24 protein-coding genes and 1 pseudogene are annotated in these 26,125 nt (G+C 71.4%); 13 read left to right on the forward strand and 12 right to left on the reverse strand.

Annotated elements, in window-relative coordinates:
- The first annotated feature begins 21 nt into the window (after positions 1-21).
- Positions 22-1,239 carry a LysR family transcriptional regulator gene (locus tag KN815_RS11400; RefSeq protein WP_216341663.1) on the forward strand — a complete coding sequence of 406 codons (1,218 nt, stop codon included), beginning with the start codon at positions 22-24 and terminating at the stop codon, positions 1,237-1,239.
- Between the two features lie 112 nt (positions 1,240-1,351).
- Entirely contained in the window at positions 1,352-1,861 is a 510-nt protein-coding gene (locus tag KN815_RS11405; RefSeq protein WP_216341664.1) for a pyridoxamine 5'-phosphate oxidase family protein, read from the forward strand.
- Between the two features lie 47 nt (positions 1,862-1,908).
- Here KN815_RS11405 and KN815_RS11410 read toward each other — a convergent pair whose 3' ends face one another.
- Both KN815_RS11410 and KN815_RS11415 read right to left on the reverse strand, forming a co-directional pair.
- A complete protein-coding gene (locus KN815_RS11410) occupies positions 1,909-4,353 on the reverse strand; it encodes a SpoIIE family protein phosphatase (RefSeq protein ID WP_216341665.1) in 2,445 nt (814 codons plus the stop codon).
- A 226-nt stretch (positions 4,354-4,579) separates the two neighbouring features.
- Positions 4,580-5,506 carry an NmrA family NAD(P)-binding protein gene (locus KN815_RS11415; protein ID WP_216341666.1) on the reverse strand — a complete coding sequence of 309 codons (927 nt, stop codon included), beginning with the start codon at positions 5,504-5,506 and terminating at the stop codon, positions 4,580-4,582.
- Positions 5,507-5,656: 150 nt separating this feature from the next.
- On the opposite strand from KN815_RS11415, the gene KN815_RS11420 reads away from it, so the two are divergent.
- Positions 5,657-6,217 (forward strand): TetR/AcrR family transcriptional regulator, encoded by a 561-nt coding sequence (locus KN815_RS11420; RefSeq protein WP_216341667.1) that lies wholly within the window; start codon positions 5,657-5,659, stop codon positions 6,215-6,217.
- Between the two features lie 142 nt (positions 6,218-6,359).
- On the opposite strand, the gene sodN is transcribed toward KN815_RS11420, so the two are convergent.
- Positions 6,360-6,755 (reverse strand): superoxide dismutase, Ni, encoded by a 396-nt coding sequence (gene sodN, locus KN815_RS11425; RefSeq protein ID WP_020868495.1) that lies wholly within the window; start codon positions 6,753-6,755, stop codon positions 6,360-6,362.
- 160 nt (positions 6,756-6,915) lie between these two features.
- On the opposite strand from sodN, the gene sodX reads away from it, so the two are divergent.
- Positions 6,916-7,410, forward strand: coding sequence for a nickel-type superoxide dismutase maturation protease (gene sodX, locus KN815_RS11430; RefSeq protein WP_216341668.1), 495 nt, complete (start codon positions 6,916-6,918; stop codon positions 7,408-7,410).
- A 44-nt stretch (positions 7,411-7,454) separates the two neighbouring features.
- Here the strand turns inward: sodX and KN815_RS11435 are convergent.
- A pseudogene (locus KN815_RS11435) lies at positions 7,455-7,943 on the reverse strand (CGNR zinc finger domain-containing protein); the annotation flags it as partial.
- A gap of 124 nt (positions 7,944-8,067) precedes the next feature.
- Here KN815_RS11435 and KN815_RS11440 point away from each other — a divergent pair.
- The gene (locus KN815_RS11440; RefSeq protein WP_216341669.1) at positions 8,068-8,844 is read left to right on the forward strand and encodes a class I SAM-dependent methyltransferase; all 777 of its coding nucleotides are present in this window, start codon (positions 8,068-8,070) and stop codon (positions 8,842-8,844) included.
- Positions 8,845-8,912: 68 nt separating this feature from the next.
- Here KN815_RS11440 and KN815_RS11445 read toward each other — a convergent pair whose 3' ends face one another.
- Genes KN815_RS11445 through KN815_RS11455 form a run of 3 tightly spaced genes read right to left on the reverse strand, consistent with a single transcriptional unit; the run spans position 8,913 to position 11,606 of the window.
- On the reverse strand, positions 8,913-9,665 hold the full coding sequence (locus tag KN815_RS11445; protein WP_216341685.1) for an amino acid ABC transporter ATP-binding protein: 753 nt from the start codon (positions 9,663-9,665) through the stop codon (positions 8,913-8,915).
- A 5-nt stretch (positions 9,666-9,670) separates the two neighbouring features.
- Positions 9,671-10,609 (reverse strand): amino acid ABC transporter permease, encoded by a 939-nt coding sequence (locus KN815_RS11450; protein ID WP_216341670.1) that lies wholly within the window; start codon positions 10,607-10,609, stop codon positions 9,671-9,673.
- A gap of 43 nt (positions 10,610-10,652) precedes the next feature.
- Entirely contained in the window at positions 10,653-11,606 is a 954-nt protein-coding gene (locus KN815_RS11455) for an ABC transporter substrate-binding protein (RefSeq protein ID WP_216341671.1), read from the reverse strand.
- A gap of 508 nt (positions 11,607-12,114) precedes the next feature.
- On the opposite strand from KN815_RS11455, the gene KN815_RS11460 reads away from it, so the two are divergent.
- Together KN815_RS11460 and KN815_RS11465 are read left to right on the forward strand one after the other, a co-directional pair.
- Entirely contained in the window at positions 12,115-13,347 is a 1,233-nt protein-coding gene (locus KN815_RS11460) for an NAD(P)-dependent malic enzyme (RefSeq protein WP_216341672.1), read from the forward strand.
- A gap of 175 nt (positions 13,348-13,522) precedes the next feature.
- Positions 13,523-14,485 (forward strand): zinc-binding dehydrogenase, encoded by a 963-nt coding sequence (locus tag KN815_RS11465; protein ID WP_216341673.1) that lies wholly within the window; start codon positions 13,523-13,525, stop codon positions 14,483-14,485.
- A 123-nt stretch (positions 14,486-14,608) separates the two neighbouring features.
- Here KN815_RS11465 and KN815_RS11470 read toward each other — a convergent pair whose 3' ends face one another.
- From KN815_RS11470 to KN815_RS11480, 3 genes are all read right to left on the reverse strand, one after another.
- The gene (locus KN815_RS11470) at positions 14,609-15,352 is read right to left on the reverse strand and encodes an antibiotic biosynthesis monooxygenase (protein ID WP_216341674.1); all 744 of its coding nucleotides are present in this window, start codon (positions 15,350-15,352) and stop codon (positions 14,609-14,611) included.
- Positions 15,353-15,686: 334 nt separating this feature from the next.
- A complete protein-coding gene (locus KN815_RS11475; protein WP_216341675.1) occupies positions 15,687-16,835 on the reverse strand; it encodes a PadR family transcriptional regulator in 1,149 nt (382 codons plus the stop codon).
- Positions 16,835-17,692 carry a DUF4097 family beta strand repeat-containing protein gene (locus tag KN815_RS11480; protein ID WP_216341676.1) on the reverse strand — a complete coding sequence of 286 codons (858 nt, stop codon included), beginning with the start codon at positions 17,690-17,692 and terminating at the stop codon, positions 16,835-16,837. Before KN815_RS11480 ends, KN815_RS11475 begins: the two co-directional genes overlap by 1 nt.
- A 372-nt stretch (positions 17,693-18,064) precedes the next feature.
- Here KN815_RS11480 and KN815_RS11485 point away from each other — a divergent pair, with 372 nt between their 5' ends.
- The 3 genes from KN815_RS11485 to KN815_RS11495 all read left to right on the forward strand — a co-directional run bounded on the left by KN815_RS11485 (position 18,065) and on the right by KN815_RS11495 (position 22,371).
- Complete coding sequence (locus KN815_RS11485) at positions 18,065-20,914, forward strand: non-ribosomal peptide synthetase (protein WP_216341677.1); 2,850 nt, start codon at positions 18,065-18,067, stop codon at positions 20,912-20,914.
- A gap of 97 nt (positions 20,915-21,011) precedes the next feature.
- On the forward strand, positions 21,012-21,935 hold the full coding sequence (locus KN815_RS11490) for an NAD-dependent epimerase/dehydratase family protein (protein WP_216341678.1): 924 nt from the start codon (positions 21,012-21,014) through the stop codon (positions 21,933-21,935).
- Positions 21,936-21,972: 37 nt separating this feature from the next.
- A complete protein-coding gene (locus tag KN815_RS11495; RefSeq protein ID WP_216341679.1) occupies positions 21,973-22,371 on the forward strand; it encodes a nuclear transport factor 2 family protein in 399 nt (132 codons plus the stop codon).
- A 66-nt stretch (positions 22,372-22,437) separates the two neighbouring features.
- Here KN815_RS11495 and KN815_RS11500 read toward each other — a convergent pair whose 3' ends face one another.
- Positions 22,438-23,058, reverse strand: coding sequence for a malonic semialdehyde reductase (locus KN815_RS11500; RefSeq protein WP_216341680.1), 621 nt, complete (start codon positions 23,056-23,058; stop codon positions 22,438-22,440).
- A 148-nt stretch (positions 23,059-23,206) separates the two neighbouring features.
- On the opposite strand from KN815_RS11500, the gene KN815_RS11505 reads away from it, so the two are divergent.
- Both KN815_RS11505 and KN815_RS11510 read left to right on the forward strand, forming a co-directional pair.
- Positions 23,207-23,920, forward strand: a complete 714-nt coding sequence (locus KN815_RS11505; RefSeq protein ID WP_216341681.1) for a TetR/AcrR family transcriptional regulator — start codon at positions 23,207-23,209, stop codon at positions 23,918-23,920.
- A 22-nt stretch (positions 23,921-23,942) separates the two neighbouring features.
- Positions 23,943-24,758, forward strand: a complete 816-nt coding sequence (locus KN815_RS11510) for an AfsR/SARP family transcriptional regulator (protein ID WP_216341682.1) — start codon at positions 23,943-23,945, stop codon at positions 24,756-24,758.
- A gap of 73 nt (positions 24,759-24,831) precedes the next feature.
- Here KN815_RS11510 and KN815_RS11515 read toward each other — a convergent pair whose 3' ends face one another.
- Positions 24,832-25,014 (reverse strand): DUF6104 family protein, encoded by a 183-nt coding sequence (locus KN815_RS11515; RefSeq protein WP_078643568.1) that lies wholly within the window; start codon positions 25,012-25,014, stop codon positions 24,832-24,834.
- Positions 25,015-25,140: 126 nt separating this feature from the next.
- On the opposite strand from KN815_RS11515, the gene KN815_RS11520 reads away from it, so the two are divergent.
- Complete coding sequence (locus tag KN815_RS11520) at positions 25,141-25,911, forward strand: SDR family NAD(P)-dependent oxidoreductase (RefSeq protein WP_216341683.1); 771 nt, start codon at positions 25,141-25,143, stop codon at positions 25,909-25,911.
- Positions 25,912-26,125 lie beyond the last annotated feature (214 nt).

The following is a 26,125-nucleotide window of genomic DNA, read 5'->3' on the forward strand; positions in this document are numbered from 1 at the left end:
GCTCCCGTCGTGGAGCTCGAGGTGAGGCACCTCCGTGCACTGTGCGCCATCGCCGACACCGGCAGCCTACGGAAGGCGGCGCGCCAACTGGGCATGACCCAGCCATCCTTGACGACCCAGCTCCGGCGCATCGAGAACACCATCGGCGGCCGGCTGTTCTCGCGGGAGGTCACCGGCAGTCGGCCGACCCCGCTGGGGCAGTCCGTACTGTGCCGCGCCCGGCCGATAGTGGCCGAGATGAGCGCCTTGCTCAGCGAGGTCCGGCTGGAGGCGGGGCAGACCGCCGACGCCCGGTTGCGCATCGGCAGCACGGGCAGCCGGGCCGTGGTCGGCTGGCTGCGCAGGCTCCGCGACCGCTATCCCGACGCGGACACCACCATCCATATCGACGTCTCCGCCAACGCGCTGCTCCAGATGGTCGCCGCCAACCAACTCGACGTCGCCTTCGTGCACGAGGTCGAGGGCGCGCCGCTGCGGGTGCCCGAGGGCGTGGAGCGCCGGGTGCTCGTGGAGCGGGAGCCGCAGTTCGTGGCGCTGGCCGAAACCCATCCGGCCGCCGCGCGGCCCGCGGTGCGGCTCGCCGACCTCGCCGCCGACCAGTGGATGGTCGACCCCAGCGTGGACGGCGAGGGGCCCGGGCTGCGCCGGGTCCTGGCCGCCGCGGGGCTCAATCCGAGGGTGGTGTACGGGGACTATCTGACCGCCGCCGACCTGGTCGCCTCGGGCGAGGTGGTCACTCCCTGCCAGCCCACCGCGCGGTCCCGCCAGGGCGTGGCCGTCCGTCCGCTGCACGGGGATCCGCTGACGGTCCGGCTGTTCCTGGCCTCACGGGCGGTCCCGGCGGCCCGCGCCGGGGCCCCTGGACTCGACCTGGACATGGCGCTCCCGGCCCGCACCGGGGCCGCCGGACCCGGCCCGGACACGGCGCCCCGGGCCCGCGCCGGGGCCGCCGCATCCGCCCCGGACACGGCGCTCCCGGCCGAGGCCGACACCGAGGCCGAGGCCGTCACCGGGACCGAGGCCGCCGGACCCGGTCCGGACACCGCGCCCGGTGCCCCGCTCGACGTCGACGCCCTCTTCGGCGACCTCGCGGACGCGTACTTCGAGATCGCCTGGGCGAGCGCCGCGTACCGCCAGTGGCTGGTCCGCAACGAGAGCCCGCTGCTGCGCTCCCACGAGCCCCGCACCCGCGACGCGCTCGACGCCCTGGACCTCGCCGGGCCCGCCGAGGTCTCGTAGCACCCCTCCGGAGGGGCGGGCGTGGCACGAGCGATGAGTTTCGCTCCGCCGGGCGGTCCAAGCACCCGGGACCGCACCGCACCGGACCGCAGGCCACCCGAGGAGCGAGCGAATGATCAGGGAGCACGAGCCGCAGACCGCGCTGGACACCCGCTTCAGCGGCCCGGACGCCACCGCCACGCCCTGGCCGGAGGGGCGTGCGGCGCTGGCGGCGGCGGAGCTGTACTGGCTGTCCACCGTCCGCCGGGACGGCCGCCCCCATGTCACCCCGCTCATCGCCGTCTGGTCCGACGGCGCGCTCTGCTTCTGCACCGGCCCCGAGGAGCAGAAGGCCCGGAACCTCGCGCACAATCCGCGCTGCGCCCTCACCACGGGGGCGGGTGTGCTGCACGAGGGGCTGGACCTGGTGGTCGAGGGCGAGGCCGAGCGGGTGTGGGACGACGCCACGCTGGAGCGGATCGCCGCGGCGTACGTGGCGAAGTACGGCGCGGAGTGGACCTTCCAGGTGCGCGACGGCGCCTTCCACCACGACGGCCATGAGGCCCTGGTCTTCCGGGTCGCCCCGGCCACGGCGTTCGGCTTCCGCAAGGGCGCTTACGGCCAGACGCGCTGGCGCTTCTGACCGGGGTCGACCGCTTCACACCGACCAGGGGCCCCACCCCCGGCCGCTCAGTCCAGGCCCGGCAGCCTGGTGGGCACCCCGACCGGAAGGCTCTGCTCCGACCAGATCGTCTTGCCCTCGGCGGTCTGCCGGCTGCCCCAGCGCTGGCTGAGCCGCGCGACCAGCAGCAGCCCGCGGCCGCCCTCGTCGAAGGTGCGGGCGCGGCGCATATGCGGGGCGGTGCTGGAGGAGTCGGTGACCTCGCAGATCAGCGAGTGGTCATGGATCAGCCGCAGCCGGATGGGCGGGACGGCGTGCCGGATGGCGTTGGTGACCAGCTCGCTGACGACCAGCTCGGTGGTGAAGACGGCCTCGTCGAGCCCCCATTCGGTCAGCCGCTCCGTCACGTTCCGGCGGGAGCGGGCCACCCACGCCGGATCGGCGGGCACGTCCCAGGTGGCCACGTGCGCCTCGTCCAGGGAGCGGGCGCGGGCGAGCAGCAGCGCGACGTCGTCGAGGGCGCCCCCGCCGGGCAGGAGCGTGCGCAGAACGGCGTCGCAGGTGCCGTCCAGTGACCCGCTGGGGTGGGCCAGCGCGTTGGTCAGCAGCAGTCGGCCCTCGTCGACATCGCGGTCCCATACGTCCATCAGCCCGTTGGTGTAGAGGGCGAGCACGGCGTTCTCGGGCAGCTCGGTCTCCATCGACTCGAAGGGCAGCCCGCCGACCCCCAGCGGCGGTCCGGCCGGTACCGGGAGGAACTCCACGGTGCCGTCGGGCCTGGCCAGCGCCGGGGGCGGGTGCCCGGCCGCGGCCAGTGAGCAGCGGTGCGAGACGGGGTCGTAGACCGCGTACAGACAGGTGGCGCCCACATCCCCGGTGGCCGCCTCGGCCCCGGTCTCCGCGGCCAGATGGATCACCAGGTCGTCCAGGTGGGTCAGCAGCTCGTCGGGGGGCAGATCGACGTCGGCGAGGGTACGGACCGCCGTCCGCAGCCGCCCCATGGTGGCCGACGCCTGGATGCCGTGGCCGACCACATCGCCCACGACCAGCGCGACCCGTGCCCCGGAGAGCGGGATGACATCGAACCAGTCCCCGCCCGCCCCCGCGTACGGGCCCGCGGGCAGATAGCGGGAGGCGACCTCGACGGCCGGCGGCTGGGGGAGGGTCCGGGGCAGCAGGCTGCGCTGGAGGGCCAGGGCGGTGTCGCGCTCCCGGGTGAAGCGGCGGGCGTTGTCCACGCAGACGGCGGCCCGGGTGGTGATCTCCTCGGCCAGCACCACATCGTCCTGGGTGAACGGCCCGGGGGTGTGGTGACGGGCGAATACGGCCACCCCGAGCGTCGTCCCCCGGGCCCGGATCGGCACCGCCATGATCGAGTGAACGCCGAACCGCCGGATCGAACGGGCGCGGGCGGGCTTCAGCGCACCCCACTTGGCGATCATGGGGTCGGTGGTCGCGTAGATGAGGGGCCGCTCCACCACCAGGCACTCCGCCATCGGCGAGACCTGCGGATAGGTGTCCACCTTCCCCACCGGCACCACGGACTCGGGGCAGCCCTCGTAGAGCGACTGCATGGCCGTGCGGCGCAGCACGATCGGGCCGGTGAGCGGCCCGGACGGCAGCTCCTCGTCCTGGGCCAGCCGGTCCAGCAGGTCGATACTGGCGTAGTCGGCCAGCCGCGGCACGCAGACGTCGGCCAGCTCCTGCGCGGTGCGGTCGATGTCGAGGGTGCTGCCGATGCGTTCACTGGCCGCGCTCAGCAACAGCAGCCGCTGGCGGGCCAGATACTGCTCGGTGATGTCATGCGCCGCCATGCAGACCGCGTACACCTGGCCGTCCTTCGCCTTCAACGGGGCGAACGCGGCCGACCAGGCGTGCTCCTCGGGCTCGCCGCCGGTGCGCAGACAGGTCTCCACCTCGCGTGGCTCGCCGGTGGTCAGCACTTGGTGCATGACCCCTTCGAGCTGCTCGCTCTGGAGCCTGCCCCCGATCTCCGACAGCCGCAGATCGCGGATCTCCGCTTCGGGGAGGCCGACGACGCGGGCCATCTCCTCGTTCACCTTGCGCAGCCGCAGATCGGCGTCGTAGATCGCCATCGGGCAGGGCGACTGCGCGTAGGCCCAGCGCATCAGCGCGTCGTTCCAGGACTCGGGGGGCAGCTCCGCCCGGGGCGCCGCGGCCACCAGCAGCCAGTCGCCCTCCGGCCCGGTGCGGTGCGCCAGCACCCGCACCGGCATCTCGTGGCCGTCCCGGTGGCGCAGCGCCACCGTCCCGTGCCATCGGGTGAGCCGGGTGCGGGCGCGGCGGACCCCGGCGTCCGCCGCGCGGTCCGGATCGGCCAGCAGATCGGCGGCGGACCGCCCGACGACCTGCGCGGGCCGATACCCGAGCAGCCGACGGGCACCCTCGTTCCAACTGGTCAGCGTCCCGTCGTCGCTGACGGTGACCCTCGCCGTATCCGTTTCGTCCAGGCCGCCCCACTCCCGCGCGGAGCCGCTGTCGTGGCGCATCATGGTCGCCATCCCTCCGGGGACGGCACCGGGTCCGTCCCCCAGGGTCCACTTCCAGCCTCGTCCACTCCGGTCCGGGCATCAACCACAGCCGGGGGCCGGAGCGGATGCCGCCGCCGGGCCGGAGCGGATGCCGCTGTCGGGCCGTCGGGCCGGAGCGGATGCCGCTGCTGAGCCGGAGCGGACGCCGCCGCCGGGGCGGGCTGTGGTTGATGCCGGGGCGGGCGGGTCAGGCCGCCGCGGGCCCCAGATGGCGCCCGGCCCATTCGGCGAAGCCGGTGAGCGGGAGGCCGAGGGCGCGCGCGAAGGCGGGGCGGGCGGGCTGACCGGCCTCGTTCAGCCACACATGCCCGAGGCCCCACTGCGGCATCCCGGCGGCGAGCGCCTCGTCGGCGGTCATCGACGGGGCGATCACCTCGGTGCCCACGACCTCGGAGAGGACCTCGGCGACCCGGGTCATCGTCATGCACTCGCCCGCCAGTTCCAGCTCGACCTCGTGGAACCGCTCCGGGTCGGCGAAGGCCGCGGCGGCCGCCGTGCCGATGTCGGCGACGGCGATGAGGGAGAGCTCGGTGCCGGGCTGGAGGATGGTGGCCAGGCCGCCCTCGGGGCCGTTCGGGAGCAGGGACGGGAAGTTCTCCATGAAGAAGGCGGGCTTGAGGAGCGTCCAGTGGCGGAAGCCCGCCTCCCGGACCCGGTCCTGGAGGCCGGACTTGGTCGCGAAGTAGTGCTCCATCGCCGCCCAGCGGCCCTCCGCCCAGCCGGGCGCGGTGTGGTGCTGCCCGGCGCCGGAGACGGAGGTGTGCACGAACTGCGCCACCCCCGCGTCCCGCGCGGCGTCGATCAGGTTGCGCCCCTGGACCCACTCGGAGTCGCCCTGGAGGTCGTTCATGTCGGGCATCTGGATCGAGAAGACGGCCCGCGCCCCCTCGGCGGCCCGCCGCACCGAGTCGAGGTCGAGCAGATCGCCGGTGACCAGCTCGGCGCCGAGCGCCGCCACGGCCTTGGCCCGCTCGGTGGCCGGGTCGCGGACCAGCGCCCGTACGGGAACGCCCGCCGAGAGCAGCGCACGGGCGGTGGCGCCGCCCTGCTGTCCGGTGGCGCCGGTGACCAGAACGGGGGCGGACGGGGCGGACGTCGGGGAGTTCATGGGCATGCTGTGCTGCTCCTCAGCCATGGGGATATCGATGTATCGACTGCGCGAACACTAAACGGCGGGCCCCGCCACTTAACTCTCGGTACGATACGGAGGACCCCGCCACTTAGCAACCGCTTGGCAACCACTTGGCAACCCGGAGGTGACGCCATGCCCGCCCAGCGCGCGGACGCCCGGCGCAACTACGAGCGCATCCTCGCCGTGGCCGAGGAGGAGGTCGCCGCGCACGGCGCCGACGCCTCCCTGGAACAGATCGCCCGCACCGCCGGAGTCGGCTCGGCCACCGTGCGCCGCCACTTCCCCACCCGAAGCGCCCTCCTGGAGGCCGTCTTCCGCGAACGGATCGAGGTCCTGGCCGCCCGCGCCCGGGAACTCGCGAAGGCGGAGGACGTACGGGCCGCGCTGCTGGAGTGGCTGGGCGAGCTCACCGTCTACTCCGCCTCGGTCCAGGGCCTGGCCACCGCACTGCTGCGCACCGGCGAACTCGCCCCGGAACATGCGAACCCCTGCGTGAACACCCTCACCGAGGCGGGCGGGCCACTGCTGCGGCGAGCCGAACGAGCCGGTGTGATGGCCCCCGGGGCCACCGCGGTCGACCTGGTCACCCTGATCGCCGGAATCGCACTCGCCACCCAACACCACCCGGACCCCGCCACCGAGGCGGACCGCCTGCTGGGCCTGGCCGTGGCGGGGATCAGCCCACGGGGGTGAGCGCGCGGGGGTCGGCCAGGGGTCTCAACCCTCGCGCCCGGCAGGGGCGTTCCCCATGAAGGAAGTGTTCCTCACAAAGAAGACCGCACCCGGGCCACTCGGGGCGGCTCGGGTGCGGTCCGGCGATGCAAGGGAAGAGCGGTCAGCCCTTCTTGGTCTCCCAGAAGATCTTGTCGATCTGGGCGATGTAGTCCAGGGCCTTCTGCCCCGTGGCCGGGTCCGTCGAGCCCTTGGCCGCGCTCAGGGCCTTGAGGGTGTCGTTGACGAGCTGGTGCAGCTCCGGGTACTTCTCGAAGTGCGGGGGCTTGAAGTAGTCGCTCCACAGCACCGAGACATGGTGCTTGGCGAGCTCCGCGCGCTCCTCCTTGATGGTGGTGGCGCGGGCGCGGAAGTGCGGGTCCTCGTTGGCCTGGTACTTCTCCTGGACGGCCTTGACGGACTCGGCTTCGATGCGGGCCTGGGCCGGGTCGTACACACCGCAGGGCAGGTCGCAGTGCGCGCTGACCTGAACCTTCGGGGCGAACAGGCGGGAGAGCATAGAGCTGTCCTTCCATTCGTGATCGTCTTCTCAGGTGCGAGATTACTCCGTGGGGGAAGGCTTTTCTCGGGTGCCCCGGGGGGCTTAGGTCAAAAGTCCGGTGTCAGGCTGGGATGCCTGGGATCGTGATGGTGCGGGGTTGAGAACCGGAGGTGCCGTGATGCGGGAGGAGCTGGGCGATCGTGGGCAGGAGTCCGACCGCGACCAGCGCGGACTGCTGCGGATCGGGCTCGCGGAGGTGTACAACCCGTCGATGCAGCCGACGCTGTACCCCGGCGACCAGTTGGTGGTCCGCTACGGGGCGCCGGTGCGGCCGGGGGACGTGGTGGTGGTGCGCCATCCGTTCCGGCAGGATCTGCTGATCGTCAAGCGCGCGGTGGAGCGGCGCGAGGGCGGTTGGTGGGTCAAGGGCGACAACCCGTATGTGGAGAACGACAGCCGGGAGTTCGGCGTCGTACCGGACGAGCTGGTGGTCGCCCGGGCATGGCTGCGGCTGCGGCCGCGGCCGGGCGCCGGGCGCCGGGGTCAGCGGTCCATGGCCGGGCTGGTCTTCTGGGCGGTCTCCGCCGTACGGCCGGTGGGCTCGCGGTCCTGGCGCCGGCTGCGCGCGGCCCCGGCCGACCGCTCGGCGTCCAGGCGTTTGCGCGCGCGGTAGGCGGCCACGTTGGCGCGGGTCGCGCAGCGGTCGGAGCAGTAGCGCCGGGATCGATTGGTCGAGGTGTCGAGATAGGCGTTGCGGCAGGGTGACGCCTCGCAGATGCCCAGCCGGTCGGCGCCCAGTTCGGTGAGGTGGAAGGCCAGCCCCATGGAGGCGGTGGCGGCGTATCCGGAGCCCGCGTTGGCGGCGTAGTCCGCGATATGCATATGCCAGTCGGGGCGGCCGTCGTCGTCACGGGTCTCATGGCCGGAGATCTGCGGGCTCACCGGGAACTCGATCAGCAGCGCGTTCAGCAGGTCCACCGCCAGCACCTCGTCGCCGCCCGCCGCCGCCTCGAAGACGGCGCGCAGCCGGGCCCTGACCGATCTCAGCCGGGTGACATCGGCGTCCGTCGCCCGCCGGGCCGCCTGGCGGCTCTCCCCGAAGAGCGCCCGCACGGCCTCCACCGAGGTCAGGGTGTCGGTGCCGCGGCTTGGCTCCTCGCTGTTGACCAGGCGCACGGCGAGATCCGAGTAATAAGCCAGTTCCACTTGTGGTCCTTACGACGGGGCATCTAGAGTCGGGTAAGAGGCGTTCTGCCTACGAGGGTATTACGGGGCGGCTGCCCCGGAGACGATGACGCATGGCTTACGACACATGGCTTGGAGGGGCTCGATGACGGACACCGTCGCCGTGGCGGACTGGCAGGCGTGGCAGCGGAGCTGGGACCGGCAGCAGGAGTGGTACCTCCCCGATCGTGAGGAGCGGTTCCGGGTGATGCTCGACGCGGTCGAGGCCGTCGTCGGCCCGGAGCCGAGGATCCTCGACCTCGCATGTGGTACGGGCAGTATCTCGGAGCGGGCGCTGCGCAGGTTCCCGGGCGCCACCAGCACCGGCGTGGACCTCGACCCCGCGCTGCTGACGATCGCCCGCGGCCACTTCGCGGCCGAGCCGCGCGCCGAGTTCGTGACCGCCGATCTGCGCGACCCCGGATGGACCGGGCGGCTGCCGCACCGCAGGTACGACGCCGTGCTGACCGCCACGGCGCTGCACTGGCTGCGCTCGGACGAGCTGCGGGTGCTGTACGGGCAGATCGCGGGCGTCGTACGGGAGGGCGGGGTGTTCCTCAACGCGGACCATATGCCCGATCCGGCCACGCCCCGGCTCAACGCCGCCGACCACGCGTTCCAGAAGGAGCGGCGGGCCCGGGCCCAGGCCGAGGGCGCGCAGGACTGGGTCCAGTGGTGGCAGGCCGCCGAACGGGACGAGGTGCTGGCCGGACCGGTGGCCGAGCGGTTCACGATCTTCGGCAACCCGGCCAACGGCGACCACGCGGACGGGGAGACGCAGTCCGTCGCCTGGCATGCCGAGGCGCTGCGCGAGGGGGGCTTCGGGGAGGCGCGGGCCGTATGGTGCTCGCCCTCGGACGCGATGGTGCTCGGGCTGAAGTAACCCCGGTATGGAGTGCGCGAGGGCGGTGCGGGCAGGTGCCCGTACCGCCCTCACGCCCGTGACAGCGCCTACAGCACCTTGGAGAGGAACGACTTCGTCCGCTCGTGCCGCGGATTGGTCAGCACCTCACGCGGGTGCCCCGACTCCACCACCACGCCGTCGTCCATGAAGACGACCGAGTCCCCGACCTCGCGGGCGAAGCCCATCTCGTGCGTGACGACGATCATCGTCATGCCGTCCTCCGCGAGCCCGCGCATCACATCGAGCACATCGCCGACCAGCTCCGGGTCGAGCGCCGAGGTGGGCTCGTCGAAGAGCATCAGCTTCGGCTCCATCGCCAGCGCCCGCGCGATCGCGACGCGCTGCTGCTGGCCGCCGGAGAGCTGGGAGGGGTAGTTGCCCGCCTTGTCGGCGAGGCCCACCCGGTCCAGCAGCTTCAGCGCGCGCTCCCGCGCGACCGCCTTGGTCTCGCCCTTGACCTGGACCGGCGCCTCGATCACGTTCTCCAGCGCGGTCATATGCGGGAAGAGGTTGAAGCGCTGGAAGACCATGCCGATGTCGCGCCGCTTCTCGGCGACCTCGCGGTCCTTCAGCTCGTAGAGCTTGTCGCCCTTCTGGCGGTAGCCGACCAGCTCGCCGTCGACGTACAGCCGCCCGGAGTTGATCTTCTCCAGGTGGTTGATGCAGCGCAGAAAGGTGGACTTGCCGGAGCCGGACGGGCCGATCAGGCAGAACACCTCGCGCGGCGCGACCTCGAGGTCGATGCCCTTGAGGACCTGCACCGGGCCGAAGGACTTGTGGACGCCTTCGGCCTTCACCATGGCGGTCATGCGCCGACACCTCCGGAGCGGTTGCTGAAGGAGAGCAGATTGGCCCGGACCCGCTGAAGCGGGGTGGCCGGCAGGCTGCGGCTCGAGCCGCGCGCGTAGTACCGCTCCAGGTAGTACTGGCCCACGCTCAGGACGGAGGTGAGGATCAGGTACCAGGCGGCCGCCAGGAAGAGCATCTCCGCCGTGGCACCGGAGTTCTGGCCGACCTCGGAGGTGGCCTGAAGCAGATCCCAGTACTGCACCGCGATCACCAGCGAGGTGGTCTTGAGCATGTTGATGAACTCATTGCCGGTGGGCGGCACGATCACCCGCATCGCCTGCGGCAGCACCACCCGGCGCAGCGTCTTGGCGTGGCTCATGCCGAGCGCCTGGGCGGCCTCGGACTGGCCCTCGTCGACCGACTGGAGGCCGGCCCGGCAGATCTCGGCCATGTACGCGGCCTCGTTCAGGCCCAGGCCCAGCAGGGCGGCCAGGAACGGGGTCATGAAGTCCGACCACTCGTCCTTGTAGATCGGCATGATGTTGATGTAGTCGAACACCAGGCCGAGGTTGAACCAGACCAGCAACTGCACATAGACCGGGGTGCCGCGGAAGAACCAGATATAGCCCCAGGCGATGGAGGCGGTCACCGGGTTCTTCGACAGCCGCATCACGGCGAGGATGATGCCGAGGACCACCCCGAGCACCATCGCGAGGATGGTGATCCAGACGGTGTTGCGGACGCCCCTGAGGACCTCGCCGTCGAAGAAGTAGTCCGGGATGGCGCCCCAGTTCACATCGCCGCGGGCGAACGCGGAGATGAGCAGGAAGAGCACGGCGATGGTGATGACCGCGGAGACCCAGCGGCCGTAGTGCCGCACCGGGATGGCCTTGATGTTCTCCGGCGCCGGCGGCGGGGCGTCGACCGGACCCGCCTTTTCGATCTTTGTCGTCACGGATGGTGCCTTTCAGCGCGAGCGCGGACGGGGGAGGGCCGGATCACTTGCCGCCGTTGATGATGGCCTTGGTGACCGCGCCTTCCTTGACGCCCCACTTCGCGATGATCTTGTCGTAGTCGCCGTTCGCGATGATCAGGGCGAGGGCCTGCTTGATGGCATCGCGCAACTGGGTGTTCTTCTTGGCGATGGCCATGCCGTACGGGGCCGCCTCCACCTGGTCGCCGACCAGCTCGAAGTCCTTGCCGCCGCCGGAGGTCTTCACCGCGTACGCGGCGACCGGGAAGTCGCTGGCGCCGGCGATGGCGCCACCGCCGCGCAGCCGGGTCTGGGCCTCGGTGTCATTGCCGAACGCCTCGACCGAGACCTTGCCCTTGCCCTTCTTCTGGCACGTCTTCGACTGGGACTTGGCCAGGTCGTGGGAGACGGTGCCGCGCTGCACGACGATCTTCTTGCCGCACAGGTCGTCCCACGTCTTGATGCCCGTGTTGGCGCCCTTCTTGGTGTAGATCGAGACACCCGCGGTGAAGTAGTCGACGAAGTCGACGCCCTCGCCCGCCTTCTTGCCGGTGTCCGGGTCGACACCCTCCTGGCGGCCCTTGTTGTCGGTCATGGCCGACATGGCGATGTCGTAACGCTTGGAGCGCAGGCCCGAGAGCAGGGTGTCGAAGGTGCCGTTGTTGAACTCGAACTTCACCCCGAGCTGCTTGCCGAGGGCGTCGGCGATGTCCGGGTCGATGCCCATGACCTCGCCGTTCTTCTTGAACTCGACCGGCGGGTAGTTGATGTCCGAGCCGACCTTGATGACCTTGGCGCTCTGGATCTCCTTGGGGAGCTGGTTGAAGAGCGGGGCCGCGTTGGTGTTCGACCCGCCGGTGGCCTTGTCGGTCTGGTCACCGCAGCCCGTCAGCAGCAAGGCACCTGCCACCGCTATCGCGCCGACGGAGGCCATCCGGGACTTCAGGGTGGCCCCACGGGGCGTGAAGCTGGCGGTCATGCTGGTTCCTCCGGCAGGGTGAGGGGGCGAGATCTCGGGAACACGTTTGTGGGTGTCGCGATCTCGTGTGATTGGGGCATCTTGTCATCGGACGGGCCCGTGCGGGCCGCCGGCCATGTCAAAATCGGATAACGGGCGATCCCCGTGGTGCACAACCGGACAGCGGCACCGGCCGGACAGCGGCGGCCGGAGACGCGGGGCGGGCTCATGATCACGCGGAGAACAGCGCGTGACGGAGGTATGGACTTTCCCTAGAGATTCGCCTGCCTTCAGCCTCAATGCCTGGTTTTCCGGTGTCATCGCACCAGAACTCGCTCGTCGCTCGACGCGCGCTTCAGGTAGAACAGACGGCACCCCTCACCCGGGGCTCAGGGCGTGTGTGCGACGCGCCCGGCGTCCGTACCCAGACCCATGCGGTGGTCATCCGCTGAATGGGACGACGCGGTGCCCGCCCGCTCCGAACCTGGGGCGGATACCCTCGACAGAAAAACGACAAAGGGGTCAAACAGTGGCAGCGGAGATGGTCAATCCTCGCAGCGACAGCACAAGCGGCAGTGGCGACGGAGCCGACGGCGTGACCGGCGAAGAGCCCTTCGATCCGGCTTTCGCCCTGCACCGCGGCGGCAAGATGGCCGTCCAGGCGACCGTGCCCGTGCGCGACCGGGACGATCTGTCCCTCGCGTACACACCGGGCGTGGCCAAGGTGTGCAGCGCCATCGCCGAGCAGCCCGAGCTGGTCCACGACTACACCTGGAAGTCCCAGGTCGTCGCCGTGGTGACGGACGGCAGCGCGGTGCTGGGGCTCGGTGACATCGGCCCGGAGGCGTCCCTCCCGGTCATGGAGGGCAAGGCGATCCTCTTCAAGCAGTTCGGCGGGGTGGACGCGGTGCCGATCGCGCTCGACTGCCGGGACGTGGACGAGATCGTGGAGACCGTCGCCCGGCTCGCGCCCTCGTTCGGCGGCGTCAACCTGGAGGACATCTCCGCGCCCCGCTGCTTCGAGATCGAGCGCAAGCTCCAGGAGCGGGTCGACATCCCGATCTTCCATGACGACCAGCACGGCACGGCGGTGGTCACCCTCGCCGCGCTGCGCAACGCCGCCCGGCTGACGGACCGCGCGCTGGGCCAGCTCCGCGCCGTCATCTCCGGCGCCGGCGCCGCCGGTGTGGCCATCGCCCGGATCCTCACCGAGGCGGGCATCGGCGATGTCGCCGTGTGCGACCGCAAGGGCGTCGTCTCGCAGGACCGCGAGGACCTCACCGACGTCAAGCGCGAGCTGGCCGGGTTCACCAACAAGGCCGGGCTCACCGGATCCCTGGAGGCCGCGCTGGACGGCGCCGACGTCTTCATCGGCGTCAGCGGCGGCACGGTGCCGGAGGACGCGGTGGCGAAGATGGCCTCCGGCGCCTTCATCTTCGCGATGGCCAACCCCAACCCGGAGATCCACCCGGACGTCGCCCACCGGTACGCGGCCGTGGTCGCCACTGGGCGCAGCGACTTCCCGAACCAGATCAACAACGTGCTCGCCTTCCCCGGCATCTTCGCGGGCGCCCTCCAGGTCCGGGCCTCCCGGATCACCGAGGGCATGAAGCTCGCGGCCGCCGAGGCGCTGGCCGCGGTGGTGGCCGATGAGCTGAGCGCGGACAAGGTGATCCCCTCGCCGTTCGACGACCGGGTCGCCCCCGCCGTGACCGCGGCCGTCGCCGCGGCCGCCCGCGCGGAGGGCGTCGCCCGCCGCTGACGCTCGCCGCTGACGCCCGCCAGGGCCCAGGCGCCGTTACGGGCTGTGCCAACACGGGCCGGTCCGCCCCTCAGCCGGAGGGGCGGACCGGCCCGTCGGCTTGTGCGCGGCGGGCGAGCGGGGTCACACCGTGGCATGGTTTCGCGGGGTCGCCGTGCGGCCTAAGGTCGGGATCATGTTCGCTGCCTATGCCGCACGTATCGACCGTGACCAGCCGCTGAGCGGCCTCGAACTGGGGGAACGCCCCGATCCGCAGGCCCGGCCCGGCTGGACGACCGTGAACGTCAAGGCCGCCTCGCTCAACCACCACGACCTGTGGTCGCTGCGCGGTGTGGGGCTCGGCGAGGAATCGCTTCCGATGATCCTCGGCTGCGACGCGGCCGGGATCGACGAGGACGGCAACGAGGTGGTCCTCCACTCCGTCATCGGCCAGAGCGGACACGGCGTCGGCCCGAAGGAGCCCCGCTCCATCCTCACCGAGCGCTACCAGGGCACCTTCGCCGAGAAGGTGACCGTCCCGAGCTGGAATCTGCTGGCCAAGCCCAAGGAGCTGTCCTTCGAGGAGGCCGCCTGTCTGCCCACGGCCTGGCTGACCGCGTACCGCATGCTGTTCACCAACGCGGGGGTGCGCCCCGGCGACAGCGTCCTGGTCCAGGGCGCGGGCGGCGGGGTGGCCACCGCCGCGATCGTGCTGGGCGCGGCGGCCGGGCTGCGGATGCTGGCCACCAGCCGTGACGAGGCCAAGCGGGCCCGCGCCATCGAGCTGGGCGCCGAGAGCGCGTACGAACCGGGGGAGCGGCTGCCGCGCCGGGTGGACGCCGTGATCGAGACGGTGGGCGCCGCGACCTGGTCGCATTCGGTGAAGTCCCTCAAGCCCGGCGGCACCCTGGTGATTTCCGGCGCCACCAGCGGCCCCAACCCGAAGGCCACCGAGCTCAACCGGATCTTCTTCCTGGAGCTGAAGGTCGTCGGCTCCACGATGGGCGGGAAGGACGAGCTGGAGGACCTGCTGAGCTTCTGCGCCGCCCACGGTGTACGACCGGTGATCGACTCGGTGCTGCCGCTGGACCGGGCCCGTGAGGGGTTCGCGAAGATGGCGGGCGGCGATCTGTTCGGCAAGGTCGTATTGACGGTCTGAATATCGCGCTGGCATATCCCCGGCCGTTGTGCGGGCCCCGGCCGTTGTGCCGGTCGGGGATTCGCGACGTAATGCGGCGGCGCCCCGCCGGCCCTCGCGCTCCGGGGAATTCCCGGAATTCCGTTACGCCGCCGACGGCCGTACGAAGCCGCGCCGGAAGCGATAGGAGCGGGACGAGGCCCCCACCCGACCGGGGAAGTCGCGCACCTTGTCCCAGAGGGACGAGCCGCCGCCGCGCGGCCCATCGGCCGCCATCGCCGCCTCGTACGTCTCCGCGCCGGTCCAGCGGGCGTAGTTGAGCACCCGGGCGCGGTCGGTGCTCAGATGGCGCTCGCCGTCGACGATCAGATGGAAGTCGGCGGAGATCAGGCCCGGGTCGGGCTCGTTCTCCAGGGCCTCGATGACCAGGTCGACCCAGGACCGGCGGGCCTGGGGATCGGGGTCGCTGAAGTCGATCTCGACCACGACGAACAGCCCGGAGTCCACCGTTTCGCTCTGGGCGGCGGCCGGTGCCTGGAAGCCGCGGTAGTGGCGGTACGAGGAGAGGCCGAGCCGCTTGATGTCCGGGACCGCGCTGTCGATCTCGTCGTTGCGCTCCTGGCGCTGGGTCCGGACGAAGGCGTGGTACGCGGCCTCACCGGCCCACTGGGAGTGGTGCAGCAGCGTATCGCCGTCGGTACCCGCGTAGAGGTTGTAGGAGAGCAACTCGGATGCCGGCCAGGGGCGGTTGTCCCAGGTGGCGGCGATGGCGTCGACCGTGGCCCGCTGCCGTTCCGGTGTGCCCACGCTCCAGGTGCTGAACAGCGCGGCGCCCACATCGGGCCGGGTGAGATCGGGCAGCGGGCCGGAACTGGGCAGGGCGGACATGACGGTCTCCTCGCGGTCGGGAAGAGCTGAGAAGGAAAAGGGGATCGGGGCCGGAGGGGCGCCCCCCGTGGTGCGCCCCTCCGACCTCGATCCTGAAACTTCAACCGCGGTTGAGGTCAAGCGGTAGCCGCTCCTTCCTGCGGCGTCGGCATGCCGCTCCTTCCCGCGGCGTCGCCATGCGGCTCCGCCGCGTGGCGGGGGCGTCGCCCCGGGGCCCCGTCGCCCCGGGGTCTGGGGCGAAGCCCCCGCGCGGCGGAGCCGCATATCGTCAGGTGTCGGAAAGGGGCGGGGAGGGGAACAGCCCGCCGCAGGCGTCGACCCGCCCGGACCGGGCCTAGGCCCGGTCCCCCCGCAGCAGCGCGGTGATCCGCGCCGCGGTCGCCCCCAGGTGGTGGCGGGCGTCGGCCAGTTGGGCGTCCGTCACCCCGTGGTCGCGGGCCGCGTCGCGGATGTCGTCGCGGAACCGGTCCAGCAGCCGCTCCAGATCGCGGGCGGGGGCGTCCGAGGGGGTGAAGTCCCTGGCCCACTCGGGCTGCTGGGTCCCGGCCGCGCCGCTGCCGCCGTCGCCGCTGCCGCCGTCGCCGCCGCTGCCGTCGTCGCCGCTACCGCCGCCGGTCGGCTTCTCCTCCTCGCGGCCGCCCTCCGGCTTGGTCATGTCCATCCGCTCGACCTTGGTCTCCGGCCCGGATGTCTCGTCGTCCCAGCCCCAGCCCCAGCTCCAGTCCGAACGCGAACCGCCCTGGCGGGAGATGCGGCTCATCCCGCGCGACACCTCGGCCAGCCCCTCGCGCACCGCCTGCTGCCAGTCGCCCGCCCGGATGTGCTCCTGCGTCTGCTCCTGGACCCGCCGGGCGATCCGCTGGACCTCCTCACGCGCGAAGTCCTGCGCGTCCTTGGCCTGCTTACGGGCGCGCTGGGCGTCCTGCCGGGCCCGCCTGCTCTCCTCCTTCGCCCGGCGCGCCTGCTCCTTCCACTCGTCCTTCGCGCGCCGCATGTCCTCCTTCGCCTGCCGCCAGGTCTCCTTGTCGCCCCACGGCCCCTCCCACGGGCCGTGCTTCTCCTGGCTGCCGCCGCTGCCCCCGGTGCCGCCGCCGGAGCGGGCCTGCTGGGCCGCCTCCCGCATCTCCCGCCGCAGATCGCTCGCGGAGCCGCGGACGTCCTCCCGGATCTCGGCGGCGAGTTCGGCGACCGACTCGCGGATCTCCAGCTCCAGATCGGCCAGCTCACCGCTGCGGTCGGCCAGTTCGGCGCGTCCGGCGTCGGTGATGGAGTAGACCTTGCGGCCGCCCTCGGTGGTGTGGGTCACCAGGCCCTCGGCCTCCAGCTTGGCCAGCCGCGGATAGACGGTGCCCGCCGAGGGCGCGTACAGCCCCTGGAACCGCTCCTCCAGCAGCCGGATGACCTCATAGCCGTGGCGCGGCGCCTCGTCGAGCAGCTTGAGCAGATACAGGCGCAGTCGGCCGTGGGCGAATACGGGGGGCATCAGAGGACCTTTCCCTGGGTGCCGTCGGTGGTGTCCGTGTCGTCCTCGGACGGCGGACGGCGCAGCAGCGCGATGGCGCCCGAGACGGTGGTGGCCTTCAGGCTGCCATTGCCCGCGCCGAGCCGCCCGGTGATCCTCTTGGCCCCCCACTGGCCGCTGACCCGCAGATCCTCGAAGCCGTTGGAGACCGAGCCGCTGGCCGTGTTGGCCTCGACCTCGGCGTCGGCGGGGTGCGGCAGCCGGATGGCGATCTCCCCGGAGACGGTGGTGAGGCCGATGTCGGAGCACTTCGGGGTGGGGGCGAGGTCGAGCACGATGTCGCCACTGACCGATTCGGCCCGTACCAGGGGCCCGGAGCCCTCGACGACGGTGAGGTCGCCGGAGACGGAGTGGAACCGCAGATCGCCGGTGACGGCCTGCGCCTCGACCCGGCCGGAGACGGTCTCGGCCCGCACCGGCCCGGTCAGCCCGAGCAGGGTGAAGTCGCCGGAGACACCGCGCAGTTCGGCAGGGCCGGCCAGCCCGGAGACCACGGCGGAGCCCCCGATCACGCCGACCGTGGCGCTGGTGCCGACGGGCACGGTGAGGGTGACATGGGCGGTCCGGTTCCACTGCCCGAGCCACTTGCGGAAGCCCTTCCAGGAGAGGTCGTCATAGCCCACGCTCAGGGTGCCGTCGATGTGGGAGACCTTCAGCGCCGGGCCGTCGATCTCCGAGACCTCGAGGCGGGCGGGGCCATCGCCGGTGCCGACCACATTGACGGTGCCGCCCGCGATACGGACGTCGAGGGCCGACACCGGGTCGTCGAAGGTGAGCTTCTGCGGTGCGGTGATCGACCACTGTGATCCGGCTGACATCCCCGGCCTCCCCTGACTGGACGTGCGACGCGTCATGACGACGCAACATATCGCGTCTCTACTGGACACGATATATCGCGGCCCTGTGGAGTCAAGCCCGGGCCGGACCCATCCCGAGAGGGGACGCCAGGGCCGGCGGTGGCCGCCTCCGGGGCGCCCGCGCATCTGTGCGCAATCGTGCGAGCCGGTGACAGATGCATGGTGCAGTCATCGTTCCCGGTGGACCGGATCACCCTTCTTCGAGAAAATCCTCCTCCCCGGAAATTCCCCGTTAGAGTCTCGCTAGAGCGCTGGTGGAGCGTCATGGAGACAAATGTTCGGGGCTGTTACCTTCGTGGCCTCAGAATCGGGAAGGAAGAGGGCCGTGGGGTAATGACGTCACCACCCTTGAATACCTCGGCACCAGAGGAAGGCCCGGAGCCGCTCTCGGTTGCCCAGTTGCTGTTGCGGGCGGCGCGCGGCCACGCCCATTCGGGAGTGCGCTATCTGGTCGGGCCCACGGCGAGCGAATCCGTGCGGCAGTCCTACCCGGAACTTCTGGAATCGGCGCTCGACCTCCTCTCCGCACTCCGGGGCCGGGGATTGCGGCCGCGGGACACGGTGGCCCTGCTGCTGGACCGCCAGCCGGAATTCCTGACTGCCCTCTGGGCCTGTCTGCTGGGCGGCTTCGTGCCCTGCCCGATGGTGCCCATCGCCGGCGACCCGGCCCGCTGGGCGGCCCAACTCGCCCATGTCAACGGGCTGTTGGACGGTCCCCTGCTGGTGACCACCGAGGCGATGCGGGCCGAGCTGCCGGAGGTGCCCGGACTCGCGGTGGCCGTGGTGGAGGAGCTGCGCGACGAGGCCGCGGACCCCTCCGGCGGCGAGCGCGGGCAGCCGCCCGCCGTGCACTCCGCGGCCCCGGAGGACCTCGCCCTGCTGGTGCTGACTTCCGGCTCCACCGGGAATTCCAAGGCGGTCACGCTCACCCATGGAAATATCCTGGCGTCGATGGCCGGAAAGGCGGGGAAACAACAGCTCACCGCCGCCGACACCACCTTCAACTGGATTTCCTACGACCATGTGGCCGCGCTTCTGGAAGCGCATATGCTGCCGTTGTACGTGGGCGCCGAGCAATTGCACGCGGAGGCCGCGGTCATTCTCGAGGAGCCGCTGCGGTTCCTCCGGATCATTTCCCGCCACAAGGTCACGATGACCTTCACCCCGAATTTCCTCCTCGGTCCGCTCAATTCCGCCGCCGATGAGATAGCGGAGGAGATATCGGCGGGCGGTGAAGGGCTCGATCTCAGCGCGCTGCGCCATATCGTCAGCGGCGGTGAGGCGAATGTCGTCGCGACCGGTGAGGCATTCCTCGCCCATTACGCTCCGTACGGACTGCGGGCGGGAGCCCTCTGGCCCGCCTTCGGCATGACCGAGACCTGCGCCGGATCCATCTACAACCGCGCGTTCCCGGTCACCGACGTGGGTCAGGAGTTCGCCAACCTCGGCACCCCCGTCGAGGGGCTGCGGATCCGCGTCGCCGACGACGACCACCGGGCGCTGCCCGCGGGCGAGATCGGCGAACTCCAGCTCAGCGGGCCGATGATCACCACCGGCTACTACCACGACGAGGCGGCCACCGAGTCGGCCTTCACCCCCGACGGCTGGTTCCGCAGCGGCGATCTGGGCCGGATCGACGAGGGCCGGCTGACCCTCGTCGGGCGCAGCAAGGACAGCGTCATCGTCAATGGCGTCAACTACTTCAGCCATGAGATAGAGGCCGCCCTGGAGCAGCTCGACGACGTGGCGAGCGGCTTTGTGGCGGCGTTCCCGACCCGCCGCCCCGGCAGCGACACCGAGCAGCTCGTCATCGCCGTCAGCCCCGAACCGGCGGAGGACGACGAGGCCGGGCTGCACCGCATGATCACCGCGGTGCGTTCCACCGTCGTGATCCACTGGGGCTTCCGGCCCTTCCTCATCCTGCCGCTGCCCAAGGACGCCTTCCCCAAGACCAGCCTCGGCAAGACGCTGCGCCGGCGGATGCGCCGGCGTCTGGAGTCCGGCGGATTCGACGAGGTCATCGAGCGGGTCGCGGAGCTGACCACTCGCCGGCTCGGCGGCCACACCCCGCCCGAGGGCGGGACCGAGCGGGTCCTGGCCGAGATCTACGCCGAGATGTTCGACACCGCCCCGGAGCGGATCAGCGCCACCGCGAGCTTCTTCGACCTGGGCGGCACCTCACTGGACATCCTGCGGCTGCGCCGCCAGGTCCACCGGCGCCTCGGCGTCGCGGAGCTGCCGGTCATCACGGTGCTCACGGCGCCCTCGGTACGGCAGCTCGCCGCCCGGCTCGGCGATGGCGGCACGCCCGGCGCCGCGGTGTACGACCCGGTCGTACCGCTCCAGACCGGCGGCGAGAAGACCCCGCTGTTCTGTGTCCACCCCGGCGTCGGCGAGGTGCTGGTCTTCGTCAACCTCGCCAAGTACTTCGTCGGCGACCGGCCGTTCTACGCGCTGCGCGCCCGTGGCTTCAACGAGCACGAGAAGCCCTTCACCAGCTTCGAGGAGATGGTGGAGTGCTATGTGGAGGCCATCCGCGCCCGCCAGCCGCACGGCCCCTACGCCGTCGCCGGTTACTCCTACGGCGGCGCCGTGGCCTTCGAGATCGCCAAGGCGCTGGAGGCCCAGGGCGAGCAGGTCGACTTCGTCGGCAGCTTCAACCTTCCGCCGCATATCAAGTACCGCATGGAGGAGCTCGACTTCATCGAGACCGCGACCAACCTCGCCTTCTTCCTCGACCTGATCAACAAGAAGCAGTCGCTCGACCTCCCCGCCGAGCTGCGCCCCCTGTCCCGCGAGGAGCAGCTCGCGCATCTGCTGCGGATCGCCCCGCGCGGCCGGCTGGACGAACTCGACCTGGACCTGGCGACGTTCACCGCCTGGGCGGAGCTGGCCCACGGCCTCACCACCCTGGGCCGCGACTACCACCCCAGCGGCACCACCCGGTCCATGACGGTCTTCTACGCGATTCCGCTGCGCGGCACCAAGGAGGACTGGCTGGCGAACGAGCTGCGCCGGTGGGACGAGCACACCACGGAGCCGAACCGGTATCTGGACGTACCCGGTGAGCACTACACACTGATGGGTCCGCGGCATGTCGCGGCCTTCCAGGCGGTTCTGCGCAGGGAACTCGACCGTGCGCTGGGCGACGCCGACCGGGCCCGGACCGCGGACCAGGCATAGGACTGACCGGACCAGGCATAGGCCCGAGTGGACCAGGCATAGGCCCGACCGGGCCAGGCAGCGGCCCGAGCGGGCCAGGCACAAGGAGAAGAGCAGGGTGGAAGGCAAGAAGATCCTGGTCACCGGGGGCACCGGACAGGTCGCCCGGCCGGTGGCCGAGGCACTGGCCGAGCGCAATGAGGTGTGGTGCCTCGGCCGGTTCGGCACCCCCGGTGTCGAGAAGGAGCTGAACGACCAGGGGATCACCACGTTCCACTGGGATATGAACGATCTGGACGCGGCGGCGTACGAGGCGCTGCCGGACGACTTCACTCATGTCTTCCACTCGGCGGTGCGCCGCGGTGAGGACGGCGATGTCAACGCGGCCATCGAGGTCAACTCGGTGGCCACCGGCCGGCTGATGAGCCACTGCCGGACGGCGGAGGCGTTCCTCTTCGTCTCCACCGGAGCGCTCTACAAGCGGCAGACCCTCGACCACGCGTACACGGAGGACGACCCCGTCGACGGAGTGGCCGACTGGCTGCCCGCCTACCCGGTGGGCAAGATCGCCGCCGAGGGCGCGGTACGGGCGTTCGCCCAGGTGCTGAACCTGCCGACGACCATCGCCCGGCTCAACATCGCCTACGGCCCCGGCGGCTACGGCGGGGTGCCGATGCTCTACTTCAAGCGGATGCTCGCGGGCGAGCCGATACCGGTGCCCATGGAGGGCCAGAACTGGTGCTCGCTCCTCCACACCGACGATCTCATCGCCCATGTCCCCCATCTGTGGAAGGCCGCCTCGGCCCCGGCCACGCTGGTCAACTGGGGCGGGGACGAGGCGGTCGGGATGACCGACTGCGTGCGCCATCTGGAGGAGCTCACCGGGGTGCGGGCCCGGCTCGTGCCCAGCGAGGTCACCCGCGAGACCTATCAATTCGACCCCGCCCGGCGGCGCGAGCTCACCGGGCCCTGCCGGGTGCCGTGGCGCGAGGGCGTGCGGCGCACGCTCCAGGCGCTCCATCCCGAGCACCTTCCGTCTTAAGCCGCGGCACACAGCCGTCTGAGGAGTGGCGACCACCATGGCATCACCGAACATCGAGGCCATCCGCGCCTCCTACGCGGGCTTCCGCGACCGCGACATCGAGGGGATCCTGTCGGGCGTGCACCCCGATGTGGAGTGGGTCCATCCGGAGGGGATGGCCAAGTACGGGCTCGGCGGCACCAAGCTGGGCCATGCGGGGATCAAGGAGTTCCTCGCCCATGTGCCGACCGTGCTGGGCGGGATGAAGCTCGCGCCGAAGGAGTTCATCGAACAGGGCGACCGGGTCGTGGTGTTCGGCACCCGTGAGGTGACCTCGCGCCGCGGTACGACCGCGACGCTGGACTTCGTCCACTCATGGACGATGCGGGACGGCAAGGCGGCGAGGATGGAGGACATCTTCGACACCGTGGCGTTCCATGAACTGATCGAGAGCTGACCGGAATCGACTGCCAGCCGTCCGCTCCCGCGCCTCCTCGGCGCGGGAGCGGACGGCTGGCAGGTCTCAGACGGTGCGCACGACCTCCTCGTACTCCAGCCGCGGCAGCCGGCCCATCCAGGCGTCCGGACCCGGCTTGCCGATGTTGACCACACAGACCGCCGCGTGCCGCCCGTCCTCGAAGAACTCCTTGGAGACGGCCGCGTGGTCGAAGCCGATCATGGGCCCGGCGGCGAGCCCCGCGGCGCGTACGCCGAGGATGAAGTAGCCCACCTGGAGCGCGGTGTTGAAGTGTGCCGACGCCTCCCGCATACCGGGGTCGGCGAAGATCTGCTGCGGGTTCTCCATGAACGGCACCAGCCGCGGCAGCTCCTCATGGAAATCCAGGTCCGCGGCGAGCACCGCGACCAGCGGCGCCTTGGCCGTCTTCTCCTGGTTACGCCCCGTCATATGCCCCACCAGCCGGGCGCGCGCCTCCTCCGAGCGCACCAGGACCACCCGGAGCGGCTGCTGGTTCATCGAGGTGGGCGCGTACTTGACCAGCTCGTGGATCGCGCGGACCTGCTCGTCCGTCACCGGCTCGGTGGTGAACGTGTTGGCCGTCCGGGCCTCCAGGAACAACTGCCGCTGCGCCTCGGGCGCCAGGGTGAGAGGGCTCAGGGCCCCGCTGCTCTCCGGTGCGCTCATGAGGGGCTCTCCTTGTGAAGCGGTGCGGAAACGACATGATCTGCCGATGAATTAATTGGACTGGACGGGCTAGTCCATTGCAGTAAACGAAGGCTAGACTCACACGTCCATCGAGGCAAGACCGGCTCGGAGCGAGGAGGTTGGGCCGTTGCGGACGGACAGCGGTCCCCGGCGCAGCGCCGCGGGGCGGCCCGCGGGCCCCCAGCCCGCCAAGCGGCAGGCGATATTGGAGGCGGCCGTGGCCGTCTTTCTGCGCGAGGGATACACCCGGGCGAGCGTGGACGTCATCGCGGACGAGGCCCGCGTGTCCAAGCAGACCGTCTACAACCACTTCGGCGACAAGGAACGGCTGTTCATCGCCGCCGTCGAGGAGGAACGGGAGCGGGTCGCGGCAGGATTCGCCGCCGGTTCCCCGGACGCCCCCGGACCCGACGCCCCCGGACCCGACGGCACCGAGCCCGACGGCACCGAGCCCGGCGAGGCGTACGACGACGGCGACGCCCGCACCGCGCTGATCCACTTCGGCCACCGGGTGCTCGCCGTACTCCTCGACGAACGAGCCTCCGCGCTCCGCCGCCTGGTCATCGCCGAGGTCGCCCGCCACCCCTCGCTGCGCCCCGCCTGCGCCGAGGGAGAGCCCCAGCGACTGGTGACCCACCTCGCCGAGCTGCTCGGCCGGCGCACCGCCCGCGGCGAGCTGACCGTGCCGGAACCGGCCACCGCCGCCCGCCAGTTCGTGGCCCTGATCGTCCAGCAGGGCCTCTATCAGTCGATGTACGGCACCTGCCCGCTCGCCGACGCGCAGGCCACGGCCGTCTGCGAAAGCGCCGCCGACCTGCTCGTCCGTGCCTACCGCCCATGAAGCCCGAAGAGAGGTGCCACCCATGCGGGTGAGCGTGCTCGGACCGCTGACACTCGGCCTCGGCGCCCGGTCCGGGGTGCCCAGCGCGATGAAGCCGCGCAAGGTCCTGTCCCTGCTGCTGCTCCACGCCGGACGGATGGTGCCGGTGCAGTCGCTGATGGCCGAGCTGTGGGGCGATCATCCGCCGCGCACCGGGCTGACCACGCTCCAGACGTACATCCTGCATCTGCGCAAGCTGCTCGCCGAGGGGCTGGGGATGCCGTCGGCCGCCGTCACCCGGGATGTGCTCCAGACCCGGCCCGGGGGCTACGCCATGGTGGTCGGCCCGGGCCAGCTCGACGTCCATGAGTACCGCACCCTCGTCGCCGAGGGCGAAGGCGCGCTGGAGGCCGGGGACGAGCGGACGGCGGACATCTCCTTCCGGCGCGCGCTGGCCCTCTGGCAGGGACCGGCCCTGGTCGACGTCACCCCGCACGGGCGCCCGCTGCAAGCGGAGGTCGCCCGGCTGGAGCAGTCCCGGCTCACGGTCACCGAGCGCGGCATCGAGACCCGGCTGCGGCTCGGCGGCCATCTGGAGGTGCTGAGCGACCTCGCCTCGCTGGTCGTGGAGCACCGCTTCCACGAGGGCATGCACGGGCAGTACATGCTCGCCCTGCACCGCTCCGGCCAGCGCACCCGCGCCCTGACCGTCTACCAGCGGCTGCGGATGACGATGACGGAGGAGCTGGGGCTGGAACCCTCGGCGAAACTGCAACGGCTACAGCAGGCGGTGCTGGTCTCCGACCCCCGGCTGGACCACGAGGCGGGGGCGCCGGGGCGCGGTCCGGTGGTGGCGTGAGGGGCGGCAGCTAGGGCCGCGTAGCGCATATACGCCACCGCCCTCAGGCGCCGCCTTGAGGCGCCGTTCGCGCTCAGACGTCGTCGTCTTCCTCGTCGAGCCGGGCCAGCCAGGTCGCCAGCCGCTCCACCGGAACCTCGAAGTCCGGGTTCAGGTCGACGAACGTCCGGAGCTGCTCGGCGAGCCACTCGAAGGTGACCTCCTCGGTGCCGCGTCGCTGCTCCAGCTCCTCGATACCGCGATCGGTGAAGTACAAGGGTCACTCCGGTAGGGATGGTGTGGATCTACCCGCCCAGGATATGCGGCGCCGCGGCCCGGTGAGCGACCCGAGGGCCACCGGAGTTGACCTTGACGCAGGCGTCAATGTTTACGGTGCGTTGGCATGACAGACATGACAGCCGCGCACTTCGACGGCACAGCGGTGATCGTCACCGGTGGGGGCACGGGGATCGGGCGGGCCGCCGCGCGGACCTTCGCCGAGCAGGGCGCCCAGGTCCTGGTGGTCGGCCGGACGGCGGCCCGGCTCGCCGAGACGGCCGCCGACGCGCCGGGCATCCGGCCGCTGGTGGCCGACGTCTCGGCGCCCGGCGCCGCCGAACTGATCGTGGACACCGCGCTGGAGGCGTTCGGCCGGATCGACGTGCTGGTCAACAACGCCGCCGTGGTCCGGCAGACGCCGCTCGGGGACATCCGCCGGGAAGCCGTGGACGAGATGCTCGCCGTCAACCTGCTCGCGCCGATGTACCTCACCGAGGCCGCCGTTCCGCATCTGACCGAGAGCGCCGGTGTCGTGATCAACGTCAGTACGGCGATCGGCCGGCGCGGCTGGCCGATGCCCGGCACCGAGCTGTACGCCGCGCTGAAGGCCGCCCTGGACACCCTGACACGGAGCTGGGCGGTGCGGTTCGCCCCGCGCGGAGTGCGCGTGGCCGGTGTGGCCCCCGGCCCCATCGCCACCTCGATCGGGCGGCACCAGGGGCTCGACACCGAGCAGATCGACGCCCTGCGGACGACCCTGAGCGAGCACGTCCCGCTCCGGCGGCTCGGCCAGGTGGAGGAGGTCGCCTTCTGGATCACCCAGCTCGCCAGGCCCGAGGCGGGCTACACCACCGGCGTCGTCCTGCCCGTGGACGGCGGGGCACTGGTCGGCTAGGAGGCGCCCGGCGGCTCGTGCCGCCTGCGGCGGGCTTCTCCCCTCCCCGCCCTTTCCCGACACCTGACGATATGCGGCTCCGCCGCGTGGGGGGCTCCGCCCCGGAACCCGGCCGGACGACCTGGACGGCGCGGGGGTCCGCCCGTTCACCGGCCGGCGGCTCGTCCACCGCGCGACAGGTGGCGCGGTCGAGGCCCTGGCGGATGAGCTGATC

It is taken from the genome of Streptomyces niphimycinicus (assembly GCF_018883605.1).
GTDB classification, from domain to species: Bacteria; Actinomycetota; Actinomycetes; order Streptomycetales; family Streptomycetaceae; genus Streptomyces; species Streptomyces niphimycinicus.

Coding starts and splice junctions, on each gene's coding strand:
- KN815_RS11405 (WP_216341664.1), top strand. CDS start 1,352: ATGATCAGGGAGCACGAGCCGCAGACCGCGCTGGACACCCGCTTCAGC.
- KN815_RS11410 (WP_216341665.1), bottom strand. CDS start 4,353: ATGATGCGCCACGACAGCGGCTCCGCGCGGGAGTGGGGCGGCCTGGAC.
- KN815_RS11415 (WP_216341666.1), bottom strand. CDS start 5,506: ATGCCCATGAACTCCCCGACGTCCGCCCCGTCCGCCCCCGTTCTGGTC.
- KN815_RS11420 (WP_216341667.1), top strand. CDS start 5,657: ATGCCCGCCCAGCGCGCGGACGCCCGGCGCAACTACGAGCGCATCCTC.
- sodN (WP_020868495.1), bottom strand. CDS start 6,755: ATGCTCTCCCGCCTGTTCGCCCCGAAGGTTCAGGTCAGCGCGCACTGC.
- sodX (WP_216341668.1), top strand. CDS start 6,916: ATGCGGGAGGAGCTGGGCGATCGTGGGCAGGAGTCCGACCGCGACCAG.
- KN815_RS11440 (WP_216341669.1), top strand. CDS start 8,068: ATGACGGACACCGTCGCCGTGGCGGACTGGCAGGCGTGGCAGCGGAGC.
- KN815_RS11445 (WP_216341685.1), bottom strand. CDS start 9,665: ATGGTGAAGGCCGAAGGCGTCCACAAGTCCTTCGGCCCGGTGCAGGTC.
- KN815_RS11455 (WP_216341671.1), bottom strand. CDS start 11,606: ATGACCGCCAGCTTCACGCCCCGTGGGGCCACCCTGAAGTCCCGGATG.
- KN815_RS11465 (WP_216341673.1), top strand. CDS start 13,523: ATGTTCGCTGCCTATGCCGCACGTATCGACCGTGACCAGCCGCTGAGC.
- KN815_RS11470 (WP_216341674.1), bottom strand. CDS start 15,352: ATGTCCGCCCTGCCCAGTTCCGGCCCGCTGCCCGATCTCACCCGGCCC.
- KN815_RS11475 (WP_216341675.1), bottom strand. CDS start 16,835: ATGCCCCCCGTATTCGCCCACGGCCGACTGCGCCTGTATCTGCTCAAG.
- KN815_RS11480 (WP_216341676.1), bottom strand. CDS start 17,692: ATGTCAGCCGGATCACAGTGGTCGATCACCGCACCGCAGAAGCTCACC.
- KN815_RS11485 (WP_216341677.1), top strand. CDS start 18,065: ATGACGTCACCACCCTTGAATACCTCGGCACCAGAGGAAGGCCCGGAG.
- KN815_RS11495 (WP_216341679.1), top strand. CDS start 21,973: ATGGCATCACCGAACATCGAGGCCATCCGCGCCTCCTACGCGGGCTTC.
- KN815_RS11500 (WP_216341680.1), bottom strand. CDS start 23,058: ATGAGCGCACCGGAGAGCAGCGGGGCCCTGAGCCCTCTCACCCTGGCG.
- KN815_RS11510 (WP_216341682.1), top strand. CDS start 23,943: ATGCGGGTGAGCGTGCTCGGACCGCTGACACTCGGCCTCGGCGCCCGG.
- KN815_RS11520 (WP_216341683.1), top strand. CDS start 25,141: ATGACAGACATGACAGCCGCGCACTTCGACGGCACAGCGGTGATCGTC.